Below are 26,313 nucleotides of genomic sequence, written 5' to 3' on the forward strand. Positions count from 1 at the left end.
GCTCCGGCATCCGGACGGACGTAGTTTCCAGAGCCAGCCCCCACCCCCCATGCAGGGCCCTCACGGGAATACAGTCGTAGAATCATCTGACACGCCGGCAGGTACGTGCCGCCGGCGTGGGGCCAATGTCGTCCCCTCCGTACGTTCAACAGGGGGAAGGACTTACCCTATGACTCACTCAATGTCCCCTCAGCCTGCGCAGGTGGTGTCGCCGTTCCAGCGGTTCGCGGCCTACCCGGAAGACGCTGGCCTTTACCGGGCCGAGAACGAAAAAGACGCCTGCGGACTGGCCGTCATTGCCACCCTCCGCGGCGAACCCGGGCACGACATCGTCGATGCGGCGCTGACGGCGCTGCGCAACCTTGAACACCGCGGAGCCGTGGGCGCCGATGAAGGCACCGGCGACGGCGCCGGCATCCTCACCCAGGTTCCGGACGAGTTCTTCCGTGCCGTAACGGATTTCGAACTGCCGGCTGCCGGCAGCTACGCCGTTGGTACGGCGTTCCTCCCCACCGAAGAACGCGAGCAGGAAACCGCCCGCACCGGCGTCGAAGCCATTGCCGAGTCCGAGGGCCTCACCGTCCTGGGCTGGCGCGAGGTTCCGATTGCCGCAGACATCGTCGGCGCCATGTCCCGGGCCTGCATGCCGTACTTCGTCCAGGTCTTCCTGGCGCCCGTGGACGCAGCCTGCACGGACCTCGACGCACGTGCCTTCCGGGTCCGGAAGCGCTCCCAGAACAAGTTCGGCGTCTACTTCCCGTCCCTGTCCTCCAAGACCATGGTCTACAAGGGCATGGTGACCACCGCCCAGCTGGAACCCTTCTTCCCGGATCTCTCCGATCCGCGGTTCAAGACCAAGCTCGGCATTGTGCACTCCCGGTTCTCCACGAACACCTTCCCGTCCTGGCCGCTGGCCCAGCCCTTCCGCGCCATTGCCCACAACGGTGAGATCAACACGGTCAAGGGCAACCGGAACTGGATGCGTGCCCGGCAGTCCCAGCTCAAGAGCCCGCTGCTCGGGGACACCCCCGAAGAGCTCTTCCCCATCTGCACGCCCGGCGCCTCAGACTCGGCATCCTTCGACGAAGTCGCCGAACTGCTGATGCTCTCCGGCCGGCCGATCACGCACGCCGTGATGATGATGATCCCGGAAGCCTGGGAAAACCACGCCACCATGGATCCGGCCCGCCGCGCGTTCTACCAGTACCACTCCATGCTCATGGAACCGTGGGACGGCCCCGCCGCTGTCTCCTTCACCGACGGCGACCAGGTCGGAGCGGTCCTGGACCGCAACGGCCTGCGTCCTGCCCGTTACTGGATCACCGAGGACGGCCTGGTGGTCCTGGCGTCCGAGGTTGGCGTTGTGGACATCGATCCCGCCAAGGTGGTCCGGAAGGGGCGGGTGTCCCCGGGCAAGATGTTCCTGGTTGACACCGCTGAGGGCCGGCTGATTGAAGACTCCGAGATCAAGGCGGAGATTGCTGCCGCCAATCCGTGGGCCGAATGGGTCCGCGAGAACCAGGTCTCGCTGGAGGAGCTGCCCGAGCGTGAGCATGTGCTGCACACCAAGGCCTCCATCAACCGCCGGCAGCGTACCTTCGGCTACACCCAGGAAGAGCTGCGTATCCTGCTCGGCCCGATGGCCCGCACGGGTGCCGAACCGCTGGGTGCCATGGGCTCCGATACGCCCATCGCAGTGCTCTCCAAGCGGCCCCGGCTGCTCTTTGACTACTTTGTGCAGTCCTTCGCCCAGGTGACCAATCCGCCGCTGGATGCCATCCGCGAGGAACTGGTCACCTCCATGCAGAACTCGATCGGCCCGAACGGGAACCTGCTGGCGCTCGGGCAGGTCAAGACGCACCAGATCGCCCTGAAGTTCCCGGTCATTAACAACGATGAACTGGCGAAGATCGCCAACCTTACCAATGAAGACGGCGAAAAGTTGTCGCTGAAGGTCCGCGGCCTTTACCGGCCCGACGGCGGCGAGTCCGAACTGCGGGCACGCATCAGCGAAATCTGCGAGAAGGTCTCCGGCGCAGTCAACCGCGGCGTGGAGTACATCGTGCTCTCCGACCGCGACTCGAGCGCCCAGTGGGCACCGATTCCGTCCCTGCTCCTGCTCTCCGCCGTGCACCACCACCTGCTCAAGAGCGCCAACCGCACCAAGATCTCCCTGCTGGTGGAGGCCGGAGATGTCCGCGAGGTCCACCACGTGGCGGTCCTGATCGGTTACGGCGCTTCGGCGGTGAACCCGTACCTGGCCATGGAAAGCTGCGAGGAACTGGTCCGCAACGGGGACATCACCGGTGTCACCCGGGAACAGGCCGTGACCAACCTGATCAAGGGCCTGGGCAAGGGCGTCCTCAAGATCATGTCCAAGATGGGTATCTCCACGGTGGCCTCCTACTGCGGCGCCCAGACGTTCGAAGCGATTGGCCTCGGCCAGGAGCTCGTGGACGAATTCTTCCACGGCACCCAGACCCAGCTAGGCGGCGTCGGGCTGGATGTGATTGCTGCGGAGAATGCGGCACGCCACACCAGTGCCTACCCGTCCGACGAGATCGAGGAACCGCACCGCAGCCTGGATAACGGCGGCGAATACCAGTGGCGCCGTGAAGGCCCGCCGCACCTGTTCAATCCGGAAACTGTTTTCCGCCTGCAGCACTCCACGCGCGAACGGCGCTACGACGTGTTCAAGGCCTACACCCGCGGCGTGGATGACCAGGCCAAGGACCTGATGACGCTGCGCGGCCTGCTGGACTTCAAAACGGGGGAGCGTCCGCCTGTTCCGCTGGAGGAAGTCGAACCGGTTTCCTCGATCGTGAAGCGGTTCTCCACCGGCGCGATGAGCTACGGCTCCATCTCGCAGGAAGCGCACGAGACCCTGGCGATCGCCATGAACCGGCTGGGCGCCAAGTCCAACACCGGTGAAGGCGGCGAGGACGTGGACCGCCTCCTGGATCCCGAGCGCCGCTCCGCCATCAAGCAGGTTGCCTCCGGCCGTTTCGGCGTGACCAGCCTGTACCTGACCAATGCCGATGATCTGCAGATCAAGATGGCGCAGGGCGCCAAGCCAGGCGAAGGCGGCCAGCTGATGGCGCAGAAGGTCTACCCGTGGGTGGCCAGCACGCGCCACTCCACTCCCGGTGTCGGCCTGATCTCCCCGCCACCGCACCACGACATCTACTCGATCGAGGACCTGGCGCAGCTGATCTACGACCTGAAGCGGGCCAACCCGTCCGCCCGGGTCCACGTGAAGCTTGTCTCCGAAGCCGGAATCGGCACCGTGGCAGCCGGCGTGACCAAGGCGAAGGCCGACGTCGTGCTGGTGTCCGGGCACGACGGCGGCACCGGTGCCTCGCCGCTGAACTCGCTGAAGCACGCCGGTGCTCCCTGGGAGCTCGGCCTCGCCGAAACCCAGCAGACCCTGATGCTCAACGGCCTGCGCGACCGCGTGGTGGTGCAGGTGGACGGCCAGCTCAAGACCGGGCGCGACGTCGTTATCGCCGCCCTGCTGGGCGGCGAGGAATTCGGATTCGCGACCGCCCCGCTGGTGGTCTCGGGATGCATCATGATGCGCGTCTGCCACCTGGACACCTGCCCGGTGGGCGTGGCAACCCAGAATCCCGAGCTGCGCGCCCGCTTCTCCGGCAAGCCGGAGTTCGTGGTGAACTTCTTCGAGTTCCTGGCTGAGGAAGTGCGTGAACTGCTCGCCGAACTCGGATTCCGTTCCCTTGAGGAAGCAATCGGCCACACCGAAATGCTGGACACCAAGGCAGCAGTGGACCATTGGAAGGCCGACGGCCTGGACCTGGAGCCGATCCTGCGCGGCCACGAAGTGGACCCCGGTGCACCGCTGCGCAACCTGGTGACCCAGAACCACGAACTGGATGCGCACTTCGACAACAAACTGATCGAGATGAGCGCCGACGCACTGCAGAACCGGCAGCCGGTGCGGATCACGCTGGACGTGGTCAACACCGACCGGTCTGTGGGCACCATGCTCGGCCACACGGTCACCAAGACCTTCGGAACCGACGTGCTGGCAACAGACACGATCGACATCACGCTGACCGGCCAGGCCGGCCAGTCGCTGGGAGCGTTCCTTCCGGCCGGCATCACGCTGCGCCTGTTCGGTGACTCCAACGACTATGTCGGCAAGGGGCTTTCCGGCGGACGGATCATCGTCCGCCCGGACCGTGCCAACGTCTTCCCTGCCGAGCGCAACGTCGTGGCCGGAAACGTGATCGGTTACGGCGCCACCAGCGGCGAGATGTTCCTTAGCGGCCAGGTCGGCGAACGCTTCCTGGTCCGGAACTCCGGTGCCACCGCCGTCGTCGAGGGAATCGGTGACCACGGCTGCGAATACATGACCGGCGGCCAGGCACTGGTCCTGGGCTCCACGGGACGGAACTTCGGTGCCGGCATGTCCGGCGGCACCGCGTTCGTCGTGGACCTCGACCGCGCCCGGGTCAACAAGGACGCCATGGAGTCCGGCGAACTGCTGCTTCTGCAGCCCGACGCCGAGGACGTGGACATTGTCCGCGGCCTGCTGCTCAAGCATGTCGAGGAAACCGGCTCCGCGCTGGCGTCCTCGCTGCTGGAGGACTTTGAAACGACTGTTTCCCGCATAACCAAGGTGCTGCCGCGCGACTACGCGGCAGTTCTCGATGCCCGCGCCTCCGCGGCTGAAGCAGGGCTGGACCCTGACGGCGCCGAAGCATGGACCAAGATTCTGGAGGTAACCGGTGGCTGACCCACGCGGATTTCTGAAAGTGCGCGAGCGCCAAACCCAGCCGCGCCGGCCCGTACCTGTACGCATCATGGACTTCAAGGAAGTCTACGAACGGCAGGAAAAGGGTGTACTGAAGGAGCAGGCCGGACGCTGCATGGACTGCGGCATCCCGTTCTGCCACCAGGGCTGCCCGCTGGGCAACCTCATTCCGGAATGGAACGACCTCACCTGGCGGGACAAAGGCCAGGAAGCGATCGAACGCCTGCACGCGACGAACAACTTCCCCGAGTTCACCGGCCGGCTCTGCCCGGCGCCCTGCGAGGCATCCTGCGTGCTGGGAATCAACCAGCCCGCCGTGACGATCAAGCAGGTGGAAGTTTCCATCATCGACCAGGCCTTTGACGAGAACTGGGTTGTTCCGCACGCTCCGGAGCGGCTGACCGACAAGACCATCGCCGTCGTCGGCTCCGGACCTGCGGGCCTGGCTGTGGCCCAGCAGCTCACCCGGGCCGGCCACACCGTGGCCGTGTACGAACGCGATGACAAGATCGGCGGCCTGCTGCGTTACGGCATCCCCGACTTCAAGATGGAGAAGGACCAGATCGACCGCCGGCTGGACCAGATGCGCGCCGAAGGCACGCGCTTCCGCACCGGCGTCGAAGTGGGCAAGGATATTTCGTGGGAGCAGCTGCGCCGCCGGTACGACGCCGTAGTGGTTGCCACCGGTGCCACAGTTCCGCGCGACCTGCCCATTCCCGGGCGTGAACTCTCCGGCGTGCACTTCGCGATGGACTACCTGGTGCAGTCCAACCGTGCCGTTGCGGGGGAGAAGGTCAAGAACCAGATCCACGCCGAGGGCAAGCATGTGGTGATCCTGGGCGGCGGAGACACCGGTGCTGACTGCATCGGCACCGCGCACCGGCACCAGGCAGCGTCGGTCACCACGCTGGCGATTGGCCAGCAGCCGCCGGCGGAGCGGGCGGCGCACCAGCCGTGGCCGATGTACCCGACCCTGTTCGAGGTTGCCAGTGCCCACGAAGAAGGCGGTGAGCGGACCTATCTTGCCTCGACAGTCGAGTTTGTGGGCGAGAACGGCAAGCTCACGGGCGTAAAGGTCGCGGAGACCGAGTTCGTGGACGGAAAGCGCCTGCCGAAGGCGGGAACCGAGCGGATCATCCCCGCGGACCTTGTCTTCCTCTCCCTGGGCTTCACCGGACCGGAACCGGCAGGGCTGGCCGAACAGGTGAACGCCGAGTTCGACGAGCGGACCAACGTGAAGCGCGACGGGTACTACATGACGAACACGCCCGGCGTCTTCGCCGCCGGTGACGCGGGCAGGGGACAGTCCCTGATCGTCTGGGCCATTGCCGAAGGGCGGGCCTGTGCGGCCGCCGTCGACAAATGGCTCGAGGGCTCCACCCGGCTTCCCGCGCCGGTTGCACCGACGGACCGGGCCATCGCCCCGCTGTAAAAAGACAGAGACGGACGCCAAAGGCGCCGGACCCCGGTCCGGCGCCTTTGCCGCAGCCACGGGGGAGCGCTCCCATGACTGCGTAAAAGGAATCGGACGACTAGGGTAGGACATATGAGACGCGCAAAGATTGTTGCAACCTTCGGACCCGCCATTGCCAGTTACGAAAACACCGTGGCCGTGCTGCGTGCGGGGGTGGACGTAGCTCGCATGAACATGAGCCACGGCGATCATTCCGTCCACAACACCACGTACGAAAACGTCCGCCGGGCCTCCGCTGAGCTCGGGAAGCCGGTGGGTATTTTTGCCGACCTCCAAGGCCCCAAGATCCGGCTCGGCCGGTTTACGGACGGTCCGCATTTCCTGAACCGCGGCGATGTCTTCACCATCACCGTTGAGGACGTGCCCGGCACCGCCGAGCTTTGCTCCACTACGTACAAGGGCCTTCCGGGTGACGTGAACGTTGGTGACATCCTGCTGATTGACGACGGCAAGGTCGCGCTGCGCGCCACGTCGGTGGACGACAAGCAGGTGGTCACCGAGGTGACCGTTCCCGGACCGGTGTCCAACAACAAGGGCATCAACCTGCCCGGCGTGGCAGTCAACGTGCCCGCCATGAGCGAGAAGGACGAGGCAGACCTCCGCTGGGCGATCCGCCGCGGCGTGGATATGGTTGCGCTCTCCTTCGTCCGCAATGCAGCCGACGTGGTGCGGGTCCACGAGATCATGGATGAAGAAGGCCGGCGCGTTCCGGTTATCGCCAAAATCGAGAAGCCGCAGGCCGTCGCGGCGATCGAAGAGATCATCGACGCCTTTGATGCCATCATGGTCGCCCGCGGGGACCTCGGCGTCGAGCTGCCGCTGGAAGATGTTCCGATGGTCCAGAAGAACGCCATTGAGCTGGCCCGGCGCTGGGCCAAGCCCGTGATCGTGGCGACCCAGGTCCTGGAATCCATGATCGAAAGCCCGCGGCCGACCCGCGCCGAGGCTTCCGACTGCGCCAACGCAGTGCTGGACGGCGCGGACGCCGTCATGCTCTCGGGCGAAACCTCCGTGGGTAAGTACCCGATCGACACGGTCAAGACGATGGCACGGATCATCGAATCCACCGAAGAGCACGGCCTGAACCGTGTCCCCCCGCTGGGCAGCAAGCCGCGCACCCGGGGCGGTGCAATCACGCGCGCCGCAGTGGAAATCGCCGACCAGCTGGACGCCGCATGCATCTGCACGTTCACCCAGTCCGGCGACTCGGCGCGCCGGCTTTCCCGCCTGCGGCCGAAGAAGCCGGTGTTTGCCTTCACCCCGGTGGAATCCACCCTGAACTACATGTCGCTGTTCTGGGGAATCCGCCCGCTGCTGGTCGAATTCGCCGAACACACCGACACGATGACCGCGCAGGTGGACCGCAAGCTGCTGGAGAACGGAATCGTGGAGGAGGACGCCATGGTGGTTATTGCTGCCGGATCGCCTCCCGGACAGGCCGGCTCCACCAACCTGCTGAAGGTCCACCGCGTTGGTGACGCTGCGGATGCCGGTGAAAGCCGCCGCCGCGAGAAGGAAAAGGTCGGCCCCTGGCCGGTCAAGGAAGCCAACAAGGGCAAGGCCAAGCCCATCTAGGCGCCAGGCCCACGCAAAAGTCCCCGTCCGGAATCTTCCGGACGGGGACTTTTGCGTTGCCGCTTTGGCCTTAGTTGACCTGGTTGATGATGGTCTCAGCAACCTCGCGCATGCTGAGGCGGCGGTCCATGGAGGTTTTCTGGATCCAGCGGAAGGCTTCCGGTTCGGTCAGCCCCATCTTGGTGGTGAGCAGGCTCTTGGCCCGTTCCACGAGCTTGCGGGTGGCAAACTGTTCCTTGAGGTCGGTGACCTCATCCTCCAGCGCCTTGATTTCCTCATGCCGGGAGAGGGCGATCTCGATGGCGGGAATCAGGTCCGCAGGGGTGAAGGGCTTGACCACGTAGGCCATGGCACCGGCCTCACGCGCCCGCTCCACCAGTTCCTTCTGGCTGAACGCCGTGAGCAGCACAACGGGCGCGATGCGGGCCTTGACGATGGCCTCAGCAGCGGTGATGCCGTCCATGACGGGCATCTTCACGTCCATGAGCACCAGGTCCGGCTTGAGCTCGTTGGCCATCTGCACGGCCTTCTCGCCGTTGTCTGCCTCGCCGACTACGTCATAGCCTTCGCCGGTCAGGATCTCCACGATGTCGAGGCGGATCAGCGTCTCGTCTTCAGCAACGAGGACGCGCCGCGCGGGGGTGTTGGACGGTACGGGCTCGGATGACTCAGACACAGATGCTCCTCTAAAGACGACAGCACTACCGGTGGCGCCGGCAGTTCACGAAATCAGACTATCTGCATGTAGAGTAGTTTCGCGCCCAACACGGTAGATCAGAACGTTTGATCAACATCACAGGGCCTGCCCGAATGGCGGAATTGGCAGACGCGCTGCACTCAAAATGCAGTATCGAAAGGTGTGTGGGTTCGAGTCCCACTTCGGGCACCAACGGCAGTCCAGGCAATGACGACGGCGACCAGCAGCACAGCCGCGTAGCCCAGGCCGGAGTACCCCGCCGCGGCAAGCACCGGCCCGGCCAGCGCCCCGCCGAGCGCCCCCGCGACGTTCATCCCCAGATCCGAAATGCCCTGGACCGCCGTGCGGTCGGGAACGGCCACCGACTCTGATACCAGGGCCGACGCCGACACCACCGAGGCAGACCAGCCCAGCCCCAGCAGGACCAGGCTGACGGTCACCACCGCGGAGGACTCTGACCCGGTTCCAGCGAGGATCAAGGCTGACAGCAGCAGGAGCTGTCCTCCCAAGATGACCTTCCGGCGTCCGGTTCTGTCCGAGAGCCAGCCAAAGACGGGGGAGAGCGCGTACATTCCGGCGATGTGCAGGCTGATGGTGAAGCCGATGATGCTGATGGCCGCACCATGGCTGGCCAGGTGGACCGGGGTCATCGACATCAGCGCGACCATCACTGCGTGGCTGAGGGCAATGACCGCGACGGCATACCGTGCCGCCGGGGCATGCCGGAGGACCGAGAGTCCGCCGCGCCTGGGCCGGGAGGGGCCCGGGTCCGGAACCCCGCCGCCGGTGCCGTCGTCGTCGCCCCCGGCGTCGTCCCCTGACTGCCGCTTTAGGGCCAGCAGCGGATCCGGGCGAAGCCCGGAGAGGTAGACCGCCGCCGCGGCCAGCTGGGCTGAGAGCGAAAAGACGAAGGCACCCGTCAGCGGAGGCAGTCCCAGGGCAGCGCCGACGACCTCGCCCGGGCCAAAAAGATTCGGTCCGAGGACTGCGCCGATGGTGGTGGACCACAGCACCACGGACAAGTCTTTGCCCCGGGTCGCTTCCGTGGCCAGGTCACCAGCGGCGAACCTGGCCTGCAGGCTGACGGCGCTCCCGGCACCGAGCAGCGCCAACCCCGCGAGCAGCAGGGGGAAGAAGCCGGTGACGGCCGAGCCGACGGCGGTGATGGAACCAGCTGCCGCGATCAGGACTCCGGTGGAGAGCGAGACCCGGCGGCCGGACGTCTGCGCCAGCCGGGCCAGGGGAACCGCTGCCGCTGCCGCCCCCAGTGTGCTCATGGTGGCCGCCATGCCGGAGAAGGCGGGGGAGCCGGAGAGCTCTGCGGCGAGGAGGGCGCCCAGCGACAGGGTCGCGCCCATGCCGACCCCGCCCAGGATCTGGCCCGCCACGAGCACGGACAGTACCCGCCGCCGCGTGGGGAGGGCGGGCGCCGCCGTCGTCTTGTTCCTGCGTGCAGCCACCGTCAAACCGTTCATCTGTGCCGTTGTTGTCTTCGGCAGGATATCCCGGACTTGCCGCCGGATCGGTTAGCCCGTGGAGTCCAGGGACTCGATCAACCGGCGGACCGAACCGCCGAGGTTCCATTCCCCGGCCAGGGACTCGAGTTCGGTTCGCCGGTCTCCGGTCACCGGCGAAAGCCGGGCACCGGCGTCTTCCGGGGACGGAACGTCAAGGTCCCGGACAATCCGCACCACGCTGGGCGCGGAGGCGAGGTAGTCCGCTGCAGCGGTCAGCTTCGCGCGCATGGCCGAGGACAGTTCACTGCTTCGGTCTTCCACTGCGGCCAGCAGGGACTCCAGCGTGCCAAACTCAGCAAGCAGGGACGCCGCGGTCTTCTCGCCGATGCCGGCTACGCCGGGAAGGCCGTCGGAACTGTCGCCGCGCAGCGTCGCGTAGTCGGCGTACTGCTCCGGCAGCACGCGGTATTTGGCGACGACGGCGGCGTCGTCCATGTCCTTGAGGTTCTTCATTCCGCCCGCGGTGTAGAGCACCCGCACCTGGCGTGCGTCGTCAATGACCTGGAACAGGTCCCGGTCGCCGGTGACGGCGTGGACCGGCATCGTGGCCTGCGCGGCGTAGCTGCCGATCACGTCATCAGCCTCGTAGCCGGGAACGCCCACCACGGGTATACCCGCCAGGGCGAGCATCCTGCGGATCAGCGGGATCTGGGCCTCGAGCGCGTCCGGAACCACCTCGACGTCGGATCCGCCGTCAACCACGCGCGCCACCCGGTGCTCCTTGTAAGAGGGGAGCAGGTCCACCCGCCACTGCGGCCGCCAGTCATCATCCCAGCACGCCACCAGGTGTGTGGGGGAAAATTCAGCGGTGAGCCTGGCGATCATGTCCGCCAGTCCGCGCACGGCGTTGACCGGCGTTCCGTCTCCGCGGCGGATCGAATCGGGCACTCCGTAGAACGCGCGGAAGTACAGCGAGGCGGTGTCCAGAAGCATCAGGCGATCAGGCATAGCCCGATCCTGCCACGGAAGCGCGCCGTCGTGGGCGCTTCCCGGGTGCCTTGTGCGAATGGATACCGTTCCCGCCAAGGCGCCGCTAGTGTGGGACCGTCTCGCCCGGTTCCCAGGAAAGCAGGCCTGCATGGCTCCCAAGACCATCGTGATCACCGGCGCGTCCGACGGCGTAGGTGCGGCCGCAGCGCGCCGGCTCGCCAAGGACGGGCACCACGTCGTCGTCATCGGGCGTTCCCTGGAGAAGACGGCCGCCGTCGCTGCGGACACCGGCGGTGAGTACTTCACTGCCGATTTCGCCGACCTGGGCCAGGTCCGCAGCCTTGCCTCCGACCTGCTGCAGCGCTACCCGCGGATCGATGTCCTGGCGAACAATGCCGGCGCCATCTTCGGGAAGGAACGCCAAGTCACAGTCGACGGGCATGAAATGACGTTCCAGGTGAACTACCTGGCGCCGTTCCTGCTCACCCGTCTCCTGACCGACCGGCTGCTGGAGTCCAAGGGCACGGTGATCAACACCTCCAGCCTGGGCAACCGGCTGTTCGGCCACGTGGACCTCGACGACCTGGAACAGGAACGCGGCTACAGGCCACACAAGGCGTATGGCGACAGCAAGCTGGAGCAGATCCTCTTCACCGAGGAATTCGACCGGCGCTACCGTGCCGCCGGAGCCACGTCCACCTCCTTCCACCCGGGCACCATCGCCTCCAGCTTCTCCAATGCGCCGGGCACTGCGATGCACGCCGCCTATGCCTCGCCGCTCAAGAGGTTCCTGGGGACACCGGAGAAAGGCGCCCGCACCCTCGTGTATTTGGCGGAAGGGACCCCGGGAGAGGACTATCCGACCGGAAAGTACTTTGTCCGCTGCAAGGTGGCCCGGCCGAATAAGCAGGCCGGCGATGCTCTCCTTGCCCTCGGTCTGTGGAACAAGTCCGTGGCCATGCTGGAGGGGTAAAGCCCGAAAGCTGCCCGGGCGCGTGGCGGGCCAGCAGGTGAAGCGTCATGCAGCGCACAGGTGAAGGATTGGAGTTCGGAATGGAATCTGCGGGGCAGGACAGCACGGGCACTGGAAACGGCAGGCCGGCAGCCGGGGAATACGACGTCGTCGTCATCGGCGGCGGAGCAGCCGGACTCAGCGGTGCCCTGGCGCTGGCACGTGCCCGCCGCACGGTCCTGGTGGTCGACGCCGGCGAACCCCGCAATGCTCCCGCCTCCCACGTTCATAACTACCTGGGTCAAGAGGGCGCACCGCCGGCCGAACTGTATGCGGCCGGCCGGCAGGAGGTCCTGCAGTACGGGGCGGAAATCGTCCAGGGCCGGGTGGAGACCGTAGGACGGATCGACGGCGGCGGTTTCAGCGTTCGGCTCGCCTCCGGGGACACAGTGCGCGCATGCCGAATCCTCGCGGCTACCGGCGGGGCGGACCGGCTGCCGGACGTCGAAGGGGTCCGGGAGCACTGGGGCACAGGCGTGCTGCACTGTCCGTACTGCCATGGCTGGGAGGTCCGGGACAAGGAGATCGGGATCCTGGCCGTTGACATGGCCACGGCCGTGCACCAGGCGCTGATGTGGCGGCAGTGGAGCGAGCACGTCGCACTGTTTTTGCACACCGCCGGGACGCCTGACGCAGAGCAGGCCGAGCAGCTGGCCGCCCGCGGGATCCGTGTGGTTGAAGGAGAAGTAATCCGGGTCGAAGGGCCGGAGAAGGTCACCGGGCTGCGCCTGGCCTCTGGGGCGCTGGAACCCTGCGACGCCGTCGTGGTCTTTACCCGGGTGCAGGCCCGCGCCGGCTACCTGGCCGGTGTGGGGCTGGAGGCCGTCGAACAGTTCGCCGGGGAGATCCCGACCGGCACCGCCGTGCCGGTCAAACCGAACGGCGCTACCGAGGTGCCCGGCGTGTATGCCGCCGGAAACGTCGCCGAACCCATGGTCCAGGTCATCGCATCAGCCGCTGCGGGAATGTCCGCCGGGGCCGCGATCAACATGGATCTCATCACCGAGGATATCCAGCAGGCGGTTGAGTCCGCGGCACGGTCTGTCCGGAGCGGTTAGCAGGGGGACATCCGTGATTTCCAGTGCGGGGATCCTGCTGTACCGGTTCGTCAGGCCCAGCGAAGAAGCCGGGCGGGACAGTGCCGCCCTGCAGGTCTGGATCGCGCACATGGGCGGGCCGTTCTGGGTGCGGAAGGACGATCATGCCTGGTCAGTTCCCAAGGGCGAGTTCGTTCCGCCCGAAGATGCCCTGGCGGCCGCGAAGCGGGAGTTCGGCGAAGAGATGGGCTGGGCGGCTCCCGACGTCGAATACCGGCTTCTCGGTACCTTCCGCCAGTCCTCAGCCAAGACCATAACGGTATTCGTTGCCGAAGCGGATATTCCTGACCGGCAGACCAGCAGCAACACCTTTGAACTTGAATGGCCGCCACGGTCCGGGGCGCTGCGGAGCTTCCCCGAAGTCGACCGGGCCGGCTGGTTCACGGTGGCCGAGGCACGGACCAAGCTCGTCAAGGGGCAGGTGCAGCTCCTGGATGCCCTGGCCGGGCAGTTGCCAGGCGGCGCTGAACGGTGACCGGGGTGCCGAGGTACTGCCCGTAGCGGGCGGCCGCCCGGCCGACGGCGTTCCAGTCACGGTCGCTCACGGGGGAGAAGGGCTGCACGGTAAGCGCCGTACCGGCACGTGAGGCCTTCCGGGACCACAGCCCGGCGACCCGGCCGCGCAGCACGAGGGTGGGCTTGAAGACGCCGTTGTTGCCCGGGACGGTCAGCGGAGCATGCTCGGGCTCAAGGGCTGCGCTGCGGTCCTGGTAGCCGAGCAGGTATTCGTCAAAACCGGGCAGCAGGTGGGCGGTTTCCCGGCGGAAGTGTTCCCGGCCGGCAGCGGGGGGCGTCCCGGTGCGCAGCTGCCAGTGCACGGTGCCGCAGTACTCAACCTCCTCGAGTTCACCGGACACCTCAGCGATCCCGGAGCGGATCGACGTCAGGGGCAGTTTGCTCCACCACGCGATGTCCGCGGCTGTTGCCGGGGAACGGCCCGTAAGGTACCGGCGCACCAGCTCACCCAGGGCCTCCGGACCGCTCAGGTCCCGGCGCCGGGTAACCCAGTCGTCAAGCAGGACGAAGAGCTGCTCCTTGCCCTCCATCGGACCCAGTACCGTGGTTCCGGAAATGCTGAGGTGCCACAGCAGGTGGTAGCCGCGCTGGCCGGCAGTTGATATGCCGGCAGACTCGAACAGGAGCAGCAGATCCCTGCGTCCCAGCCGGTTCCCGCCGGCAAGCGCCCGCTCGGTGAGCTTCCGCGCCTGTTCCAGTGTGCCGTCGTCGAGCTCCAGGTCCTCCCGGCGCCGGGCGGCGGAGCGCAGCGTGCGTTCGGCGGTGAGCTTGAGGATCCAGTGGACGTCCGCGGCGCGGAGCATATGGAGTGTCCCGCGGAAGGGCCAGCTGCGGACCAGCGTGCCGTCGTCAAAGGCAGCCATGACTTCGGGAAGGGACGCGCCGGAGCGCAGCCCGAGGGACCAGAGTGCGCCGGGGAGGTCCTGTCCCTGGAGGGCGAACAGGCGGTCAACGGCACCAGCGGGTCCGTCCAGGCTGGCAGGCCGTGTGCCCAGGCCGTGGCTGGCAGCGCGGCGGCGCAGTATTTCAGCGCGTCCGATGCTCTCCGTGCTGCTCTCCATGCGGCCTCCGTCCTGTGCCGCGCGGGGAAGTCCCTGCGGGCGGAGACAGTCTAGGCCAGGGAACCGTCCTGGGGACCGGTTCCCCGGACGGAGCCGGGGCGGAGGTCCAGGAGGCGTGACTCCACGTGGTCGAGAGCCAGCCGGACAGCACCGGTGGCGACCAGCATTTCACCCAGTTCAGACACCGCCAGGCGCGGAGGATCCGGTACGTATTTGGCCAGCTCCTCGGTCATGACCGGAAGCAGTGCGGTAGCCGAAGCGGCAACGGCACCGCCGAGGACAATGATGCGGGGGTCGAAGAAGGTGGACACCAGCGCCAGGACCCGGGCCATCCGCCGGCCGATCCGGTCCAGGATCTCCGCTGCGGCGCCGTCCCCGGCTGCGGCTGCCTCGAAGACATAGCGGGCCGACACTCGGTTGGTCTGCGTTCCCACCAATTCGCGGATCATCCCGTCGTGCCCGGCATCCAGGGCAGCGGTGCCCCAGAGGCGCGCCAGTTTGGCGATGCCGTCCTGGTTCCCGACGCCGTCGACCAGTTCCAGCCCGCCCATGGTTCCGGCGCGTCCGCGCGCTCCGTGGACCAGCCGCCCGGACTCGATGACACCAGTGCCCAGGCGTTCACCGGCCAGCACCACGGCCAGGTTTGCTTCGCCGGCGCCCGTGCCGCGCCAGCGTTCTGCGAGGGCGGCTAGCTTGGCATCGTTCTCCACCAGGACCGGCCAGCCGAAGCCGTCGCGGAACTCCTGCGTGAGTCCGAGGTCGAACATGGGAGCCAGTTCCTGCCCCGGTGCGATGGTCCCTTTCGGCGTGACCTGGGCGGCGATGCCCAGGGCCGTGCCCAGCACGGCGGAGGCCGGCACACCGGTTTCCGCCAATGCCTGGCCGACGGCGGCGATCACGCCGGAACGGCGGTCGGCAGGCGTGCCGCCGTGGCGCGGGAACCGGGACTCGGTACCGCCGACGACCGTCCCGGCGAGGTCGGCCACCACAACACGCACGGTGGCCAGGCCGACGTCGAGTCCCAGGACATATCCGGCGCTCTCGTTGAATTCGAAGCGGCGCGCCGGGCGGCCCTTTTGCCCGCCGGCGCGGGGAGAGGGTGCCTCCCGGGCCCAGCCCCGGGCAATGAGGTCGTCACAGACTGCGATCACCGTGGCACGTGTCAGGCCGGTTGCTTCGATGAGGTCGGTTCCGGTGGCCGAAGGCACCGAGCGCAGCACATCCAGGACGGAGCGCAGGTTGGTGCGGCGCAGGAGCTGGGGGGTGCTGGCGGAGGTGTCCAAAGTTAGGGCCCCTTTGACGAGTGGCGGGAATAACAGCATAATTGTACTAGTTCATATATTTAGTTCCTAAATATAAACACCGCTCGCAAACTGGAGGCCCTCATGACTGTACGAGTCGGAATCAACGGTTTTGGCCGCATTGGCCGCAATTTCCTCCGCGCCGCCCTCGACCCCGGCAACGGCTTCGATGTCGTCGCCATCAATGACCTGGGTGACCCGGCGCAGCTGGCACACCTGCTGAAGTACGACTCCGTTGCGGGCCGGCTGGGGCATGACGTGCGGGTGGATGACGGCAACCTGGTCATCGGAGACAAGACCGTCCGGGTCCTCGCCGAGAAGGATCCGGGCAACCTGCCGTGGGAAGAACTGTCCGTCGACATCGTCATCGAGTCCACGGGCTTCTTCACCAACGCCGCGGATGCCGAAAAGCACATTGCTGCCGGTGCCCGGAAGGTCCTGATTTCCGCGCCGGCCAAGGGTGAGGACTTCACCGTGGTCATGGGCGTCAATGACGGCGATTACGACGACGCTGCGCACCACATCATCTCCAACGCTTCCTGCACCACTAACTGCCTGGCGCCGATGGCGGATGTCCTGCACCGGGAGTTCGGCATCGAAAAGGGCCTGATGACCACCATCCACGCCTACACGGGTGACCAGAACCTGCAGGACGGTCCACACAAGGACCTGCGCCGGGCGCGTGCCGCAGCGCTGAACGTTGTGCCCACCTCCACTGGAGCCGCCAAGGCCATCGCGCTGGTACTGCCGGAACTCAAGGGCAAGCTGGACGGCTACGCCATGCGCGTTCCGGTGCCCACCGGTTCCGCCACGGATCTGACGGTCACAGTCAGCCGGGAAACCACGGCCGCAGAAGTGAACGAGGCCTTCCGCGCCGCTGCCGCTTCGGACCGCTGGTCCGGCATCCTCACCTACACCGAAGATCCGATCGTCTCCTCGGACATCGTCGGGGATCCGGCGTCCTGCATCCTTGACGCCGGCTTGACCAAGGTCCAGGGCAACCAGGTGAAGATCGTCGGCTGGTACGACAACGAATGGGGCTACTCCAGCCGCCTGGTGGACCTGACCGCGCTGGTGGCCTCCAAGCTCAGCTAAGGCCTTTCCCCTCAAGCGAGATAACAGAAACTGCCCGTTAGAGCGCTCTAACGGGCAGTTTCTGCTATCTCATTGGGGTGGCTCAGGCACCGATCCCGACCAGGCCAACCATCAGCGGCAGCAGCGCGATGATCAGCGCCGCTCCAAGGATGTCGAAGACCAGGCCGGTGCGGATCATCCGGATGATAGGTACGGCGCCGGAGCCGTAGACGATGGCGTTCTGCGGGGTGGACACCGGAAGCATGAAGCCAAACGACGCAGCGAACGTTGCCGCCAGGGCAGGGACAAACGGGTCCAGGCCCATGGCTGTGCACAGAGGTATGACAATAGGAACCACGACGGCGGCGGAGGCGGTATTGCTGGTGGTCTCCGATATCAGGATGGCCAGCAGCGTGGAGAATGCGGTGATGGCGAAGAGGCTGGTGATGCCCAGGCTGTCCGAGGCGGCGTTGCCGATGGTTTCCGCGAGGCCTGTCTCGGCCAGCAGGGCACCGAAGATGATGCCGGTACCGAAGAGCAGGATGGTTCCCCAGTCGATCCTGGCTGCATCAGTCCAGGTGAGTGTGGCTTTGCGTTCCTTCCAATTGGTGGGAAGGATAAACAGCAGCGAAGCTCCGAGTACAGCGACGATTCCTTCATCCAGCCGGTCATCCAGGAAGGCGTAGGCTTCGGACTCGGTGCCGGCAATCAGGGACGCCACAGCCGGGGTCAGCCAGAGGAGAACCGTGGTGCCGAAGGCTATCAGTGTGTTGATTTCTGCCCGGCTCATTTTCCCGTGCTCGGCCTTCTGCTCCCGGATGTAATCCTCCACACCCTCGATCCGGCGCACCTCGGGACGGTTCAGCAGGAACATGACCAGCGCCAGGATCACGAACATCCCCAGGCACAGCGGTGCGGCGGCCGCCATCCACTGCGCGAAGGAAATCCGTTCCCCGGTTGCCTCCTCGATCAGGCCGCGTCCGATCAGGTTCGGCGGGGAACCAACCGGAGTCAGAAGCCCTCCCACGCTCGCTCCGTAGGCGAGCATAAGCATCAGCGCGGCACCCACCCGCAGCCGCAGCGGATCGAAGTCGGGTTTCACCTCGCCGCGGTCCTGCATCAGCTTGGCGATGACCACCAGGATGCCCAGCGCAGTCGGCAGCAGCATGGCAACCGTGGCGGTATTGGAAACGAACGCCGACAGCAGGCACGTGATTGCACCGAAGGCGATGATCACCCGGTAGGTCGAACGCCCGACGCCGGGCAGCGAGAGCACCGCAAACGCCAGGCGCTGCGCCAGGCCGTGTTTCAGCATCGCCTGCGCCAGGATGAACGCGCCGATAAACGTAAAGATAGTGGTGGAACCGAACGGAGCCAGTACGGCCGTTGACGGCGCAACGCCCAGAATGACGACGGCGGCGACCCCGATCAGCCCGCCCACCGGAATCGGGACCGGCTCGCAGATCCACAGCACAATGACACCGAGCAGGATGGCGGCCAGCAGCTGCTGGGTGGAGTCCATGTCCGAGGGCCAGAGGGCAAAGATGATGGTGACCGCCGGGGCAAGGAAGAACCCGAGCGTTTGCCGGGCCCGCTCGAACTGTTCTTCGCGCGGGGACAGAGTCTGTTCGCTCAGGCTTCGGAAGGTGCGTCCGCCGAGCAGTGCCGCTTCGACGTCGGTGCGGGCCGGCTGCCCGCCGCCCGTCCGCGAGGGGGAGAGATCCTGGGACATCCTGGCCTCCATTGGCTGGCGCGGGTGATGTGCAGCCAAAGGTAGTCCCGTCCCCGCTCAGGCCGGAAGGGCAGCGGCAGACATACCGGCCTGGACATGGGAACTTCCGTGCCCGGTTGAGGATTGGGTTAGGCTCCCGGGTCCAGAGGCTGGTCTTCCGGGCATGGCCGCTGGCGGAGGGGAGAGGGCAGATGGAAAGCAGTTTTCGGATCGCGGTGATTCCGGGGGACGGAATCGGGGCCGAGGTAATCGCTGCCGGGCAGCAGGTGCTGGAGGCGCTGGCTAAACGTTCGGGCAGCTACGGGTTTGAGTGGATCCCGTATCCGTGGGGCAGCGCGTACTATGCCGAGCACGGTGTCATGATGGACGCCAAGGGCCTGGAATTGCTGCAGAACTCAGACGCGATCTACTTTGGGGCTGTCGGCTGGGAGAACGTGCCGGACCACACCAGTCTTTGGGGCCTGCGCTTGAACATCACGCAGAACTTCGACCAGTGGGCGAACATCCGCCCGGTGAAATTCCTGCCGGGCATCGACTCCCCGCTGCGCACGGACACTTCGGGCCTGGACTGGATTGTGGTGCGGGAGAACTCGGAGGGGGAGTACGCCGGGCTGGGCGGACGCAATCTCTCCGGCCGCGGACCCGGCAATGAGGTGGCGGTCCAGACGGCGCTGTTTACCGAAACCGGCTGTGAGCGGATCATCCGGTTTGCCTTTGACCTGGCACTGACCCGGGCTGTTCCGAAAGTCTCCTCCGTGACCAAATCAAATGCGCAGCAGTACGGCATGGTGCTCTGGGATGAAGTGTTCCGCCGGGTCGCCGCCGACTATCCGGGCGTCGAAACCGAGAGTGTGCTGGTCGACGCCATGAGTGCCAGGTTTGTGCTGGCCCCGCAGAGCCTGTCCGTGGTGGTCGCATCGAACCTGTTCGCGGACATCCTCTCCGATCTGGGCTCAGCGCTGGCAGGCAGCCTGGGCCTGGCCGCCAGCGCCAACCTGAACCCGGAGCAGCGGTTTCCGTCCATGTTCGAGCCGGTTCACGGGTCCGCTCCGGACATCGCCGGACGCGGCATCAGCAACCCGGTCGGGGCAATCGCCAGTGCGGCGCTGATGCTGGACCACCTGGGGCTGCCCGGGGAGGCCGGCAAACTGGAGGCGGCTATAGAGGCGGTGGCGGCGTCGGGAATTAAGACGCGCGACGTCGGCGGCACGGCCGGCACGCAGGAAGTCACCGACGCCGTTATCGCCGCTCTGGGGCAGTGAGTCAGCGGATGCTCTCGTATGCGTCAAGGGCGTGCCGGCGGGATTCCCTCAGATCCACGAGAGGTTCGGGATAGGCCGGGGTCATCGCGTCGGGCACCCAGCGGGAGATGTAGGCGCCGTCGGGATCAAAGCGCTTCGCCTGGGTTTCCGGATTGAAGATCCGGAAAAACGGTGCTGCGTCCGCACCGGAGCCGGCGACCCACTGCCAGTTGGCGGGGTTGCTCGCCGGATCCGCATCCACGAGGGTCTCCCAGAACCATTCCTCGCCCACCCGCCAGTGCACGCCGAGGTTCTTGACCAGGAAGCTGGCCGCGACCATTCGCACGCGGTTGTGCATCCAGCCCATGTTCCACAGCTGGCGCTGGCCGGCGTCGACCAGCGGGATGCCGGTGAGCCCGGCCTTCCAGGCATCCAGCGGGTCGAGTCCATCCGGGCGTGATGCTTGCCCAGGACTGTCCCCGGAGTGGCCGCGCAAAACCGGCGGGGTCACCGGGCCTGATCCTTCCGGCCATTCCCAGGGGAAGGCATCAAAGGCAGGGCGCAGGTTCTTCACGGCGAGGTCCGGGTTGTGGAAGAGCTGGTGCCAGCAGAATTCGCGCCAGCCGATCTCCGTGCCGAACACCTCCGGCCCCGCCCCCGTCCCGCGCACCGTGGACAGTGCGTGCCAGACCTGGAACGGACTCACATGCCCCCACCTCAAATAGGGGGAGAGCCTGCTGGTTCCGGGCTTCGCCGGCCGGTCCCGGCCGTCGTCGTAGTCCTGCACCGGACCGTCGAGGAACTCCCTCAGGGCCGCGAGTCCTGCCGCTTCCCCCGGCGTCCAGGCCGCGGCGAGGCCGGCAGACCAGTCGGGGTGCCGGGGCAAAAGGCCCCAGTCCTCCAGATCTTCACCGGAGGGGAACCCCGACGGCGGTGCGGCGGCTTTCGCCGGGGCGTCGAGGGGACCGCGGAAATCCAGCGCGCTGACGGCCCGCCAGAACGGCGTGAACACACGGTAAGGCCCGCCCTGCCCGGTGCGCACTGTCCACGGTTCGTGCAGCAGCGAGGCCTGGAAGCTTTCCGCGTGCAGGTCAGCTCCGGCGGCCCAGTCCTTGACCGCGGTGTCCACCGTGCGTTCCGGCCCGCCGTAGCGCCGGTTCCAGAAAATCCGCTCGGCGCCGGCCGCCCGCGCAAAAGCGGGGACGACCTCGGCTGCCGGCCCCCGCAGCAGGACCAGCGGGATGCCCAGGGCGCCGAGATCCTCGCGCAGTACCTGCAATGCGTGGTGCAGCCACCACTTGGCGGCCGAACCCAGGGGACGGATGCCCGGTGATTCCTGGTCGAGAACGTAGAGGGCTATGGCGCCGCCCTCGTGTGCTGCAGCCAGGAGTGCAGGATTATCCGCGGCGCGCAGGTCGTCACGGAGCCAGGCGAGGGAGACCACGTGCGGGTTCCTTTCACTGGGCAGTTCGGCGGGGCTAGTACGACCCTACCCGCGGAAAGGACCGGCGCGCCGGTCCCAATTGTTAGTCCCGTGCCTCCAGCAGGATTCCGGCGAAGAAGTCCACCAGGTCCTGGTACCCGTCCAGGGGGAGGACATGCGCCACGTACTGGTCCGGGCGGACCACCACAAGGGCACCGGCGCTGCGGTCGATGCCCCGCGCGTCGAAGATGTCCGCAGCGCGGCGATTCGGAGTGAACACACGCTCGTAGTCGATCAGGCCATACGGAGCCTTGCGGGGCAGCAGGAGCGCCGGCAGGTCGGCCACGCTGATATCACGGTGGCCCTGCTGGTACACGGCCCGCACGTCGAAGACCGCATCTGAATCTGAGCCTGCAGGTGTGTAGCGCAGGAGAGGGGACGCCGAATCCTCAGCCAGGAAGCGGCACAGGCCGGCGAGGCGGGAGTCCGGATCCGTTGGCGCAGCGGCGTCGGCAAAGGCGTAGAGCCGCCAGCGTCCGTCAGCCTGGGCCTGGTGGCCAAGTTCCAGCGGCTTTGCGTCCGCCAGCCGGATGACCGGAGCCGAGTGGAAGCGCTCCCCAACCGGGAAACCGGTGGCCAGCCGCTGGTAGGTACCCGCGCCGGTGATCAGGTTCTGCGGATACTCCGTGGCGAAGCCGGCCGTGAAGCGTCCACCCTGGGTGAAGATGGCCTGCCGCTCGGCGGCGTCCATTCCTCCGGCCTCCGGGTTGGCGGGGTCCTTGGGCTTGGCAGCCATGGCGGTGGACCACAGCAGATCGAAATCGATCAGCTTCTGCGCGATCTCCTGCCGTTCGCCGGAGTAGGTGTCCAGCAGGGAGTCCGGGCTGCGGCCCTGAAGCACGGCTCCGAGCTTCCAGCCGAGGTTGAAGCCGTCCTGCATGGAGACGTTCATACCCTGGCCGGCTTTGGCCGAGTGGGTGTGGCAGGCATCCCCGGCGATGAACACGCGCGGGGAGCGGCTGCCGCGTTCCTGCGGAGCGACGTCGTCGAACCGGTCTGCCACGCGCTGGCCAACCTCGTACACCGACCACCAGGCAATGTCCTTGACCTCCAGCGTGTACGGGTCCAGGATCTTGCGGGCTGCTTCGATGATGCTATCGGCGGTAAAGCGGCTGCGCGCCTCGCGGTCGGCGGGGTCAAGGTCACCCAGGTCCACGTACAGCCGCACCAGGTATCCGCCTTCGCGGGGAATGATGAGGATGCTGCCTCCGGAGGCGGACTGGATGGCGGACTTCATCCGGATGTCCGGGAAGTCCGTCACCGCCAGGACATCCATGACGCCCCAGGCATGGTTCCGGGCATCGCCGCGCAGTTCGATGCCCAGGGACTTCCGGACCGCAGAGCGGGCGCCGTCGCAGCCGACGACGTACTTGGCCCGCACTTCGACTTCCTCGCCCGCGTCCGGGCCCTCGGTGCGGCGCAGCGTCACCGTGACGGGATACTCGCCGTCAGTGCCAACGACGACGTCGGCTGCTTCCAGCCCGTAGTCCGGCTCGAGGCGGGTGGGGGAGTTGCGCATGTACTCGAGCAGGTAGTCCTGCATGCGTGCCTGGTTCACGATGACGTGCGGGTATTCGGAGAGGCCGTCGGCAACATCCTGGACCCTGCCGGTGCGCTCAATCCCGTTCCCGGTGCCTGTCGGTCCCCAGAAGGTGGTCTCATTGACCCAGTACGCTTCCCGGACCAGCTTGTCGGCCAGCCCGAACGCCTCGAACATTTCCACCGTGCGGCAGGCAACGCCGTCGGCCTGTCCCTTCGCCAGCGGACCGCCCCGGCGCTCGACGACGCGGGTGGTGATGCCGGGGAACGCGGCGAGCTGGGCGGCCAGGACCACGCCGGCAGGTCCGGTTCCGACAATGAGGACGTCGACTTCGGCGGGAAGCGGACCATGTCCGTTTTCACGTCCGGGTGCGGCCGGCCGGACATCGGGATCGCCGGGACGGTAGCCGTCGGAATAGAACTGCACTTTTGCTCCTGAGCGTGGGCGGATCCACTGGCGGACCCGAAAACGTGAACGCCCGCCCCGGGCGCGCTGGAACAACGTTAGTGACCCATGCAACAACCCTGCACTTGGATTCTGCTGAGCAGAATTGACGCGGGCTGCTGGACGCGACCGCAGGCCGATGCCTTAGGGCCGCGCCGCAGCTTAGGGAAGCGCCGCGTGCAGCTCCCGGCACGCCTTTGCGAGCGCTCCGGTTACTGCCGGGTCCTGGAGCTGCGCAGCCCGGGACAGCGGTGCGCTGATGGAGAGGGCAAGGGTGGCCGGCTGATGCGGCGCATGTACCGGTGCTCCCACGGCGGCGAGGTCCGGTTCGGTCCGGCCGAGGTTGGCGGCATAGCCCTGCCGGCGGACGGCCCCGAGCTCGTTCAGCAGCCGGTCCAGCTCGCCCGGTGCCATCGCAGTGCCGCCTCTTTGGGCCTGGCGCGTGCAGACCGCCGTGGCCATCTGGTCCGGGAGGGTGGAGAGCATGGCCTTCCCGGCGGAAGAGAGGTGGACCGGCAGGACAGTTCCGGCCCGGTTGCCAACCCGGAGGAGCTGGGGTCCTTCGACTGTTGCCAGGTAGCGGGCGGTGGCACCAACCCGCTCCACGAGGTTCACGGTCTCGCGGACCTCGGCCGCCAGGGCTTCGAGATGGGGACGCGCGGCGGCAATCAGGGCGCGCTCCTGGCCGGCCGCAGGATCCGGGCGGAGGGCCGGACCGGCGCAGTAGCGGTGCTGGTCATCCTGCAGGGCAAACCCGCGGTAAACGAGAGTCGACATCAGCCGGTGCGCCGTCGAGGGTGCCACGGCCAGGACCTTGGCGGCATCGGCGATCCGCAGCCAGTCCCGCTCCTGCAGCAGCAGGATCAGCTGCAGGGCCCGGTCCACGGAGTCGACGGCGTAGCCGGGTTTCTTGACGATTCGCATGTTCTGCACAGCAGAATCCTAGCTGCTCGGCACGGCGGTGCCCGGGGTCTCCGAGAGCTGCCCGCCCGTGTGTGCCTGGTCAGACCGGGCGGCCAGCCGGGCGAATGCGCCGCCGGCAGCGCGCAGTTGGGCCGCTGTTCCCCGCTCCACGATGCGTCCGGCTTCCAGCACCACCACCTGGTCGGCAGACTCGACGGTGGAGAGGCGGTGGGCGATGGTCAGGGTGGTCCGCCCGGCCGCGAGCTGCTCCAGTGCCAGCTGCACCTGGGCTTCGGTGGTGTTGTCCAGGGCCGAGGTGGCTTCGTCCAGGACCAGTACCGGCGGATTGCGGAGAATCGTCCGGGCAATGGCCAGCCGCTGCTGCTCCCCGCCGGAGAACCGGTGGCCGCGTGCGCCCACCAGGGTGTCCAGACCGTCGGGAAGGGCGCCGATGGCGTCGGCGATCCGGGCTGCCTCGAGTGCCTGCCAGAGCTGCTGGTCCGTGGCCCCTGGCGCGGCGAGCAGCAGGTTTTCCCGGACCGATGCATGGATCAGGTAGGTCTCCTGCGACACTACTCCGACAATCCGGGAAAGGTCCTGGGCGTCCAGTTCCCGGACGTCGATGCCGTCGATCGTGACGCGCCCGCCCACGGGATCGTTCAGGCGCGGAACCAGTGACGCAAGAGTGCTTTTGCCGGAACCGGTGGACCCGACGACGGCGGTGGCAGAGCCGGCGGGAAGCGTGAGACTGATGCCGTGCAGGACGGGCGTTCCGCCGTCGTACGCGAAGTCAACGTTCTCGAACCGGACGTCGCCGCGCACTGCGGCGGCGTCCACGTGCACAGGATGGGCGGGGGCCTTCAGCTGCGGCTCAAGGTCCAGGTATTCGAAGATGCGGCTGAAGAATGCCAGCGCGGTAACCCACTGGACACCGATGTCCAGCAGGCCCATCACCGGCCGGAAGATTGCGGCCTGCAGGCCGGTGAACGCCACCAGCGTGCCGATGGTCATGCCGCCGTTGGTGGCCGGAAATCCTGCGGCCAGGTAGATGATGGCCGGGATCGCGGCGAAAACCACCTGCATGGTTGCCATCCGCCAGCGTCCGGCGAGCTGGCTGCGCAGCTCCAGCCCCACCAGGTTCTGGGAGCGGGCGGTAAAGCGTCCGGCATCACGGGGGATGGTTCCCAGCGTTTTGGCCAGCCGGACGCCGGAGACCGAAAGTCCTTCTTCGACCTGGGTGTGCAGGGCGGCGAGTTCGCGCTGGCGTTCATCGGTGACGGTTCGGCGGAGCTTGGCGACCTTGCGGGAGAGCCAGATGGCCGGCGGCAGGACCACCAGTGAGATGAGGCTGAGTCCGGGGGACAGGGCCACCATGGCCGCTGCGGTGGCGACCGTGGTGGTGAGGTTGGAGGCTACGCCGGTCGCCGTCGTGGTCACCACGGACTGCATGCCCGAAATGTCGTGCGTGAGGCGGGACTGGACTTCGCCGCCGCGTGTGCGGGTGAAGAAGCCAAGGGATTGTGCCTGCAGGTGGATAAAAAGATTGACGCGCAGAGTGTGCATGACCTGCTGGCCCATTTTCGTGGCCAGCCAGGTCTGCACCACGCCAATGGCGGACGTGAGTGCGGCGACGCCGATCATTGAGGCTGTGAGGATGCCCAGCAGCCGGATGTCCTGGTGTGGCAGGGCGTCGTCGATCACGGCGCGGACCAGGAAGGGCTGGGCCAGGTTGACCACGGAGGCTACGGAAATCAAGGCCACGACGACGGCGATGGTCTTTTTGTGCGGGGCGAACATTGCGGCGATGCGCCGCAGGCTGACGGGGTGCCGCTTCAGTTGCTTCTGGTCGGCGGGGTTCACTCGGGCCGGGCCGCGTCCTCCGCCGCCTCCTCCGCCTCCGGGACCGGAGGTTCCGGGCACGGCGCCGGGTCCGTCGGGCATT

The 26,313-nt window shown here is 66.9% G+C and carries 17 protein-coding genes, 1 tRNA gene and 1 pseudogene; 9 read left to right on the forward strand and 10 right to left on the reverse strand.

Annotated features, from left to right (window positions below):
• Positions 1 to 169 precede the first annotated feature (169 nt).
• The 3 genes from gltB (at position 170) to pyk (ending at position 7,823) form a co-directional block, all read left to right on the forward strand.
• Positions 170 to 4,756, forward strand: a complete 4,587-nt coding sequence (gene gltB / locus NF551_RS07725; protein WP_227896865.1) for a glutamate synthase large subunit — start codon at positions 170 to 172, stop codon at positions 4,754 to 4,756.
• Positions 4,749 to 6,206: a glutamate synthase subunit beta gene (locus NF551_RS07730; protein WP_227896864.1), complete on the forward strand. Its 1,458-nt coding sequence runs from the start codon at positions 4,749 to 4,751 to the stop codon at positions 6,204 to 6,206. Before gltB ends, NF551_RS07730 begins: the two co-directional genes overlap by 8 nt.
• A gap of 114 nt (positions 6,207 to 6,320) precedes the next feature.
• Complete coding sequence (pyk, locus tag NF551_RS07735) at positions 6,321 to 7,823, forward strand: pyruvate kinase (protein WP_227896863.1); 1,503 nt, start codon at positions 6,321 to 6,323, stop codon at positions 7,821 to 7,823.
• 70 nt (positions 7,824 to 7,893) lie between these two features.
• Here pyk and NF551_RS07740 read toward each other — a convergent pair whose 3' ends face one another.
• On the reverse strand, positions 7,894 to 8,499 hold the full coding sequence (locus tag NF551_RS07740) for an ANTAR domain-containing response regulator (RefSeq protein ID WP_227896862.1): 606 nt from the start codon (positions 8,497 to 8,499) through the stop codon (positions 7,894 to 7,896).
• 128 nt (positions 8,500 to 8,627) lie between these two features.
• Between NF551_RS07740 and NF551_RS07745 the strand changes: the two genes are divergently transcribed.
• Positions 8,628 to 8,712: transfer RNA gene (locus tag NF551_RS07745), tRNA-Leu, on the forward strand.
• A 68-nt stretch (positions 8,713 to 8,780) separates the two neighbouring features.
• Here NF551_RS07745 and NF551_RS07750 read toward each other — a convergent pair.
• A pseudogene (locus tag NF551_RS07750) lies at positions 8,781 to 9,995 on the reverse strand (MFS transporter); the annotation flags it as partial.
• Between the two features lie 51 nt (positions 9,996 to 10,046).
• Positions 10,047 to 10,985, reverse strand: a complete 939-nt coding sequence (locus tag NF551_RS07755) for a 5'-3' exonuclease (RefSeq protein ID WP_227896861.1) — start codon at positions 10,983 to 10,985, stop codon at positions 10,047 to 10,049.
• A gap of 130 nt (positions 10,986 to 11,115) precedes the next feature.
• Between NF551_RS07755 and NF551_RS07760 the strand changes: the two genes are divergently transcribed.
• The 3 genes from NF551_RS07760 to NF551_RS07770 are packed head-to-tail and all read left to right on the forward strand — an operon-like array spanning position 11,116 to position 13,551.
• Positions 11,116 to 11,940 carry an SDR family NAD(P)-dependent oxidoreductase gene (locus NF551_RS07760; protein ID WP_227896860.1) on the forward strand — a complete coding sequence of 275 codons (825 nt, stop codon included), beginning with the start codon at positions 11,116 to 11,118 and terminating at the stop codon, positions 11,938 to 11,940.
• A gap of 47 nt (positions 11,941 to 11,987) precedes the next feature.
• On the forward strand, positions 11,988 to 13,037 hold the full coding sequence (locus NF551_RS07765; RefSeq protein WP_227896859.1) for an NAD(P)/FAD-dependent oxidoreductase: 1,050 nt from the start codon (positions 11,988 to 11,990) through the stop codon (positions 13,035 to 13,037).
• A 13-nt stretch (positions 13,038 to 13,050) separates the two neighbouring features.
• Positions 13,051 to 13,551 (forward strand): NUDIX hydrolase, encoded by a 501-nt coding sequence (locus NF551_RS07770; protein ID WP_423722134.1) that lies wholly within the window; start codon positions 13,051 to 13,053, stop codon positions 13,549 to 13,551.
• Here the strand turns inward: NF551_RS07770 and NF551_RS07775 are convergent.
• Entirely contained in the window at positions 13,487 to 14,653 is a 1,167-nt protein-coding gene (locus NF551_RS07775; RefSeq protein ID WP_227896858.1) for a winged helix DNA-binding domain-containing protein, read from the reverse strand. The two genes, NF551_RS07770 and NF551_RS07775, sit on opposite strands and share 65 nt — an antisense overlap.
• Positions 14,654 to 14,703: 50 nt before the next feature.
• Complete coding sequence (locus NF551_RS07780; RefSeq protein ID WP_227896857.1) at positions 14,704 to 15,936, reverse strand: ROK family protein; 1,233 nt, start codon at positions 15,934 to 15,936, stop codon at positions 14,704 to 14,706.
• 102 nt (positions 15,937 to 16,038) lie between these two features.
• On the opposite strand from NF551_RS07780, the gene gap reads away from it, so the two are divergent.
• Positions 16,039 to 17,049, forward strand: coding sequence for a type I glyceraldehyde-3-phosphate dehydrogenase (gene gap, locus NF551_RS07785; protein WP_227896856.1), 1,011 nt, complete (start codon positions 16,039 to 16,041; stop codon positions 17,047 to 17,049).
• 82 nt (positions 17,050 to 17,131) lie between these two features.
• On the opposite strand, the gene NF551_RS07790 is transcribed toward gap, so the two are convergent.
• Positions 17,132 to 18,760, reverse strand: a complete 1,629-nt coding sequence (locus tag NF551_RS07790) for an SLC13 family permease (protein ID WP_227896855.1) — start codon at positions 18,758 to 18,760, stop codon at positions 17,132 to 17,134.
• A 191-nt stretch (positions 18,761 to 18,951) separates the two neighbouring features.
• Here NF551_RS07790 and NF551_RS07795 point away from each other — a divergent pair, with 191 nt between their 5' ends.
• On the forward strand, positions 18,952 to 20,022 hold the full coding sequence (locus NF551_RS07795; RefSeq protein WP_227896854.1) for a tartrate dehydrogenase: 1,071 nt from the start codon (positions 18,952 to 18,954) through the stop codon (positions 20,020 to 20,022).
• A gap of 1 nt (position 20,023) precedes the next feature.
• Here NF551_RS07795 and NF551_RS07800 read toward each other — a convergent pair whose 3' ends face one another.
• The 4 genes from NF551_RS07800 to NF551_RS07815 form a co-directional block, all read right to left on the reverse strand.
• Positions 20,024 to 21,445 carry a cryptochrome/photolyase family protein gene (locus tag NF551_RS07800; RefSeq protein WP_227896853.1) on the reverse strand — a complete coding sequence of 474 codons (1,422 nt, stop codon included), beginning with the start codon at positions 21,443 to 21,445 and terminating at the stop codon, positions 20,024 to 20,026.
• A gap of 82 nt (positions 21,446 to 21,527) precedes the next feature.
• Positions 21,528 to 23,450 carry an FAD-binding monooxygenase gene (locus NF551_RS07805; RefSeq protein WP_227896852.1) on the reverse strand — a complete coding sequence of 641 codons (1,923 nt, stop codon included), beginning with the start codon at positions 23,448 to 23,450 and terminating at the stop codon, positions 21,528 to 21,530.
• 180 nt (positions 23,451 to 23,630) lie between these two features.
• Positions 23,631 to 24,392, reverse strand: a complete 762-nt coding sequence (locus tag NF551_RS07810) for an IclR family transcriptional regulator (RefSeq protein ID WP_227896936.1) — start codon at positions 24,390 to 24,392, stop codon at positions 23,631 to 23,633.
• 18 nt (positions 24,393 to 24,410) lie between these two features.
• Positions 24,411 to 26,312, reverse strand: a complete 1,902-nt coding sequence (locus NF551_RS07815; RefSeq protein WP_227896934.1) for an ABC transporter ATP-binding protein — start codon at positions 26,310 to 26,312, stop codon at positions 24,411 to 24,413.
• Between the last annotated feature and the right edge of the window lies 1 nt (position 26,313).

This window comes from Arthrobacter caoxuetaonis (assembly GCF_023921125.1).
Lineage (GTDB): Bacteria > Actinomycetota > Actinomycetes > Actinomycetales > Micrococcaceae > Arthrobacter_B > Arthrobacter_B caoxuetaonis.

Coding starts and splice junctions, on each gene's coding strand:
- gltB (WP_227896865.1), top strand. CDS start 170: ATGACTCACTCAATGTCCCCTCAGCCTGCGCAGGTGGTGTCGCCGTTC.
- pyk (WP_227896863.1), top strand. CDS start 6,321: ATGAGACGCGCAAAGATTGTTGCAACCTTCGGACCCGCCATTGCCAGT.
- NF551_RS07755 (WP_227896861.1), bottom strand. CDS start 10,985: ATGCCTGATCGCCTGATGCTTCTGGACACCGCCTCGCTGTACTTCCGC.
- NF551_RS07760 (WP_227896860.1), top strand. CDS start 11,116: ATGGCTCCCAAGACCATCGTGATCACCGGCGCGTCCGACGGCGTAGGT.
- NF551_RS07765 (WP_227896859.1), top strand. CDS start 11,988: ATGCAGCGCACAGGTGAAGGATTGGAGTTCGGAATGGAATCTGCGGGG.
- NF551_RS07775 (WP_227896858.1), bottom strand. CDS start 14,653: ATGGAGAGCAGCACGGAGAGCATCGGACGCGCTGAAATACTGCGCCGC.
- gap (WP_227896856.1), top strand. CDS start 16,039: ATGACTGTACGAGTCGGAATCAACGGTTTTGGCCGCATTGGCCGCAAT.
- NF551_RS07790 (WP_227896855.1), bottom strand. CDS start 18,760: ATGTCCCAGGATCTCTCCCCCTCGCGGACGGGCGGCGGGCAGCCGGCC.
- NF551_RS07795 (WP_227896854.1), top strand. CDS start 18,952: ATGGAAAGCAGTTTTCGGATCGCGGTGATTCCGGGGGACGGAATCGGG.
- NF551_RS07810 (WP_227896936.1), bottom strand. CDS start 24,392: ATGCGAATCGTCAAGAAACCCGGCTACGCCGTCGACTCCGTGGACCGG.
- NF551_RS07815 (WP_227896934.1), bottom strand. CDS start 26,312: ATGCCCGACGGACCCGGCGCCGTGCCCGGAACCTCCGGTCCCGGAGGC.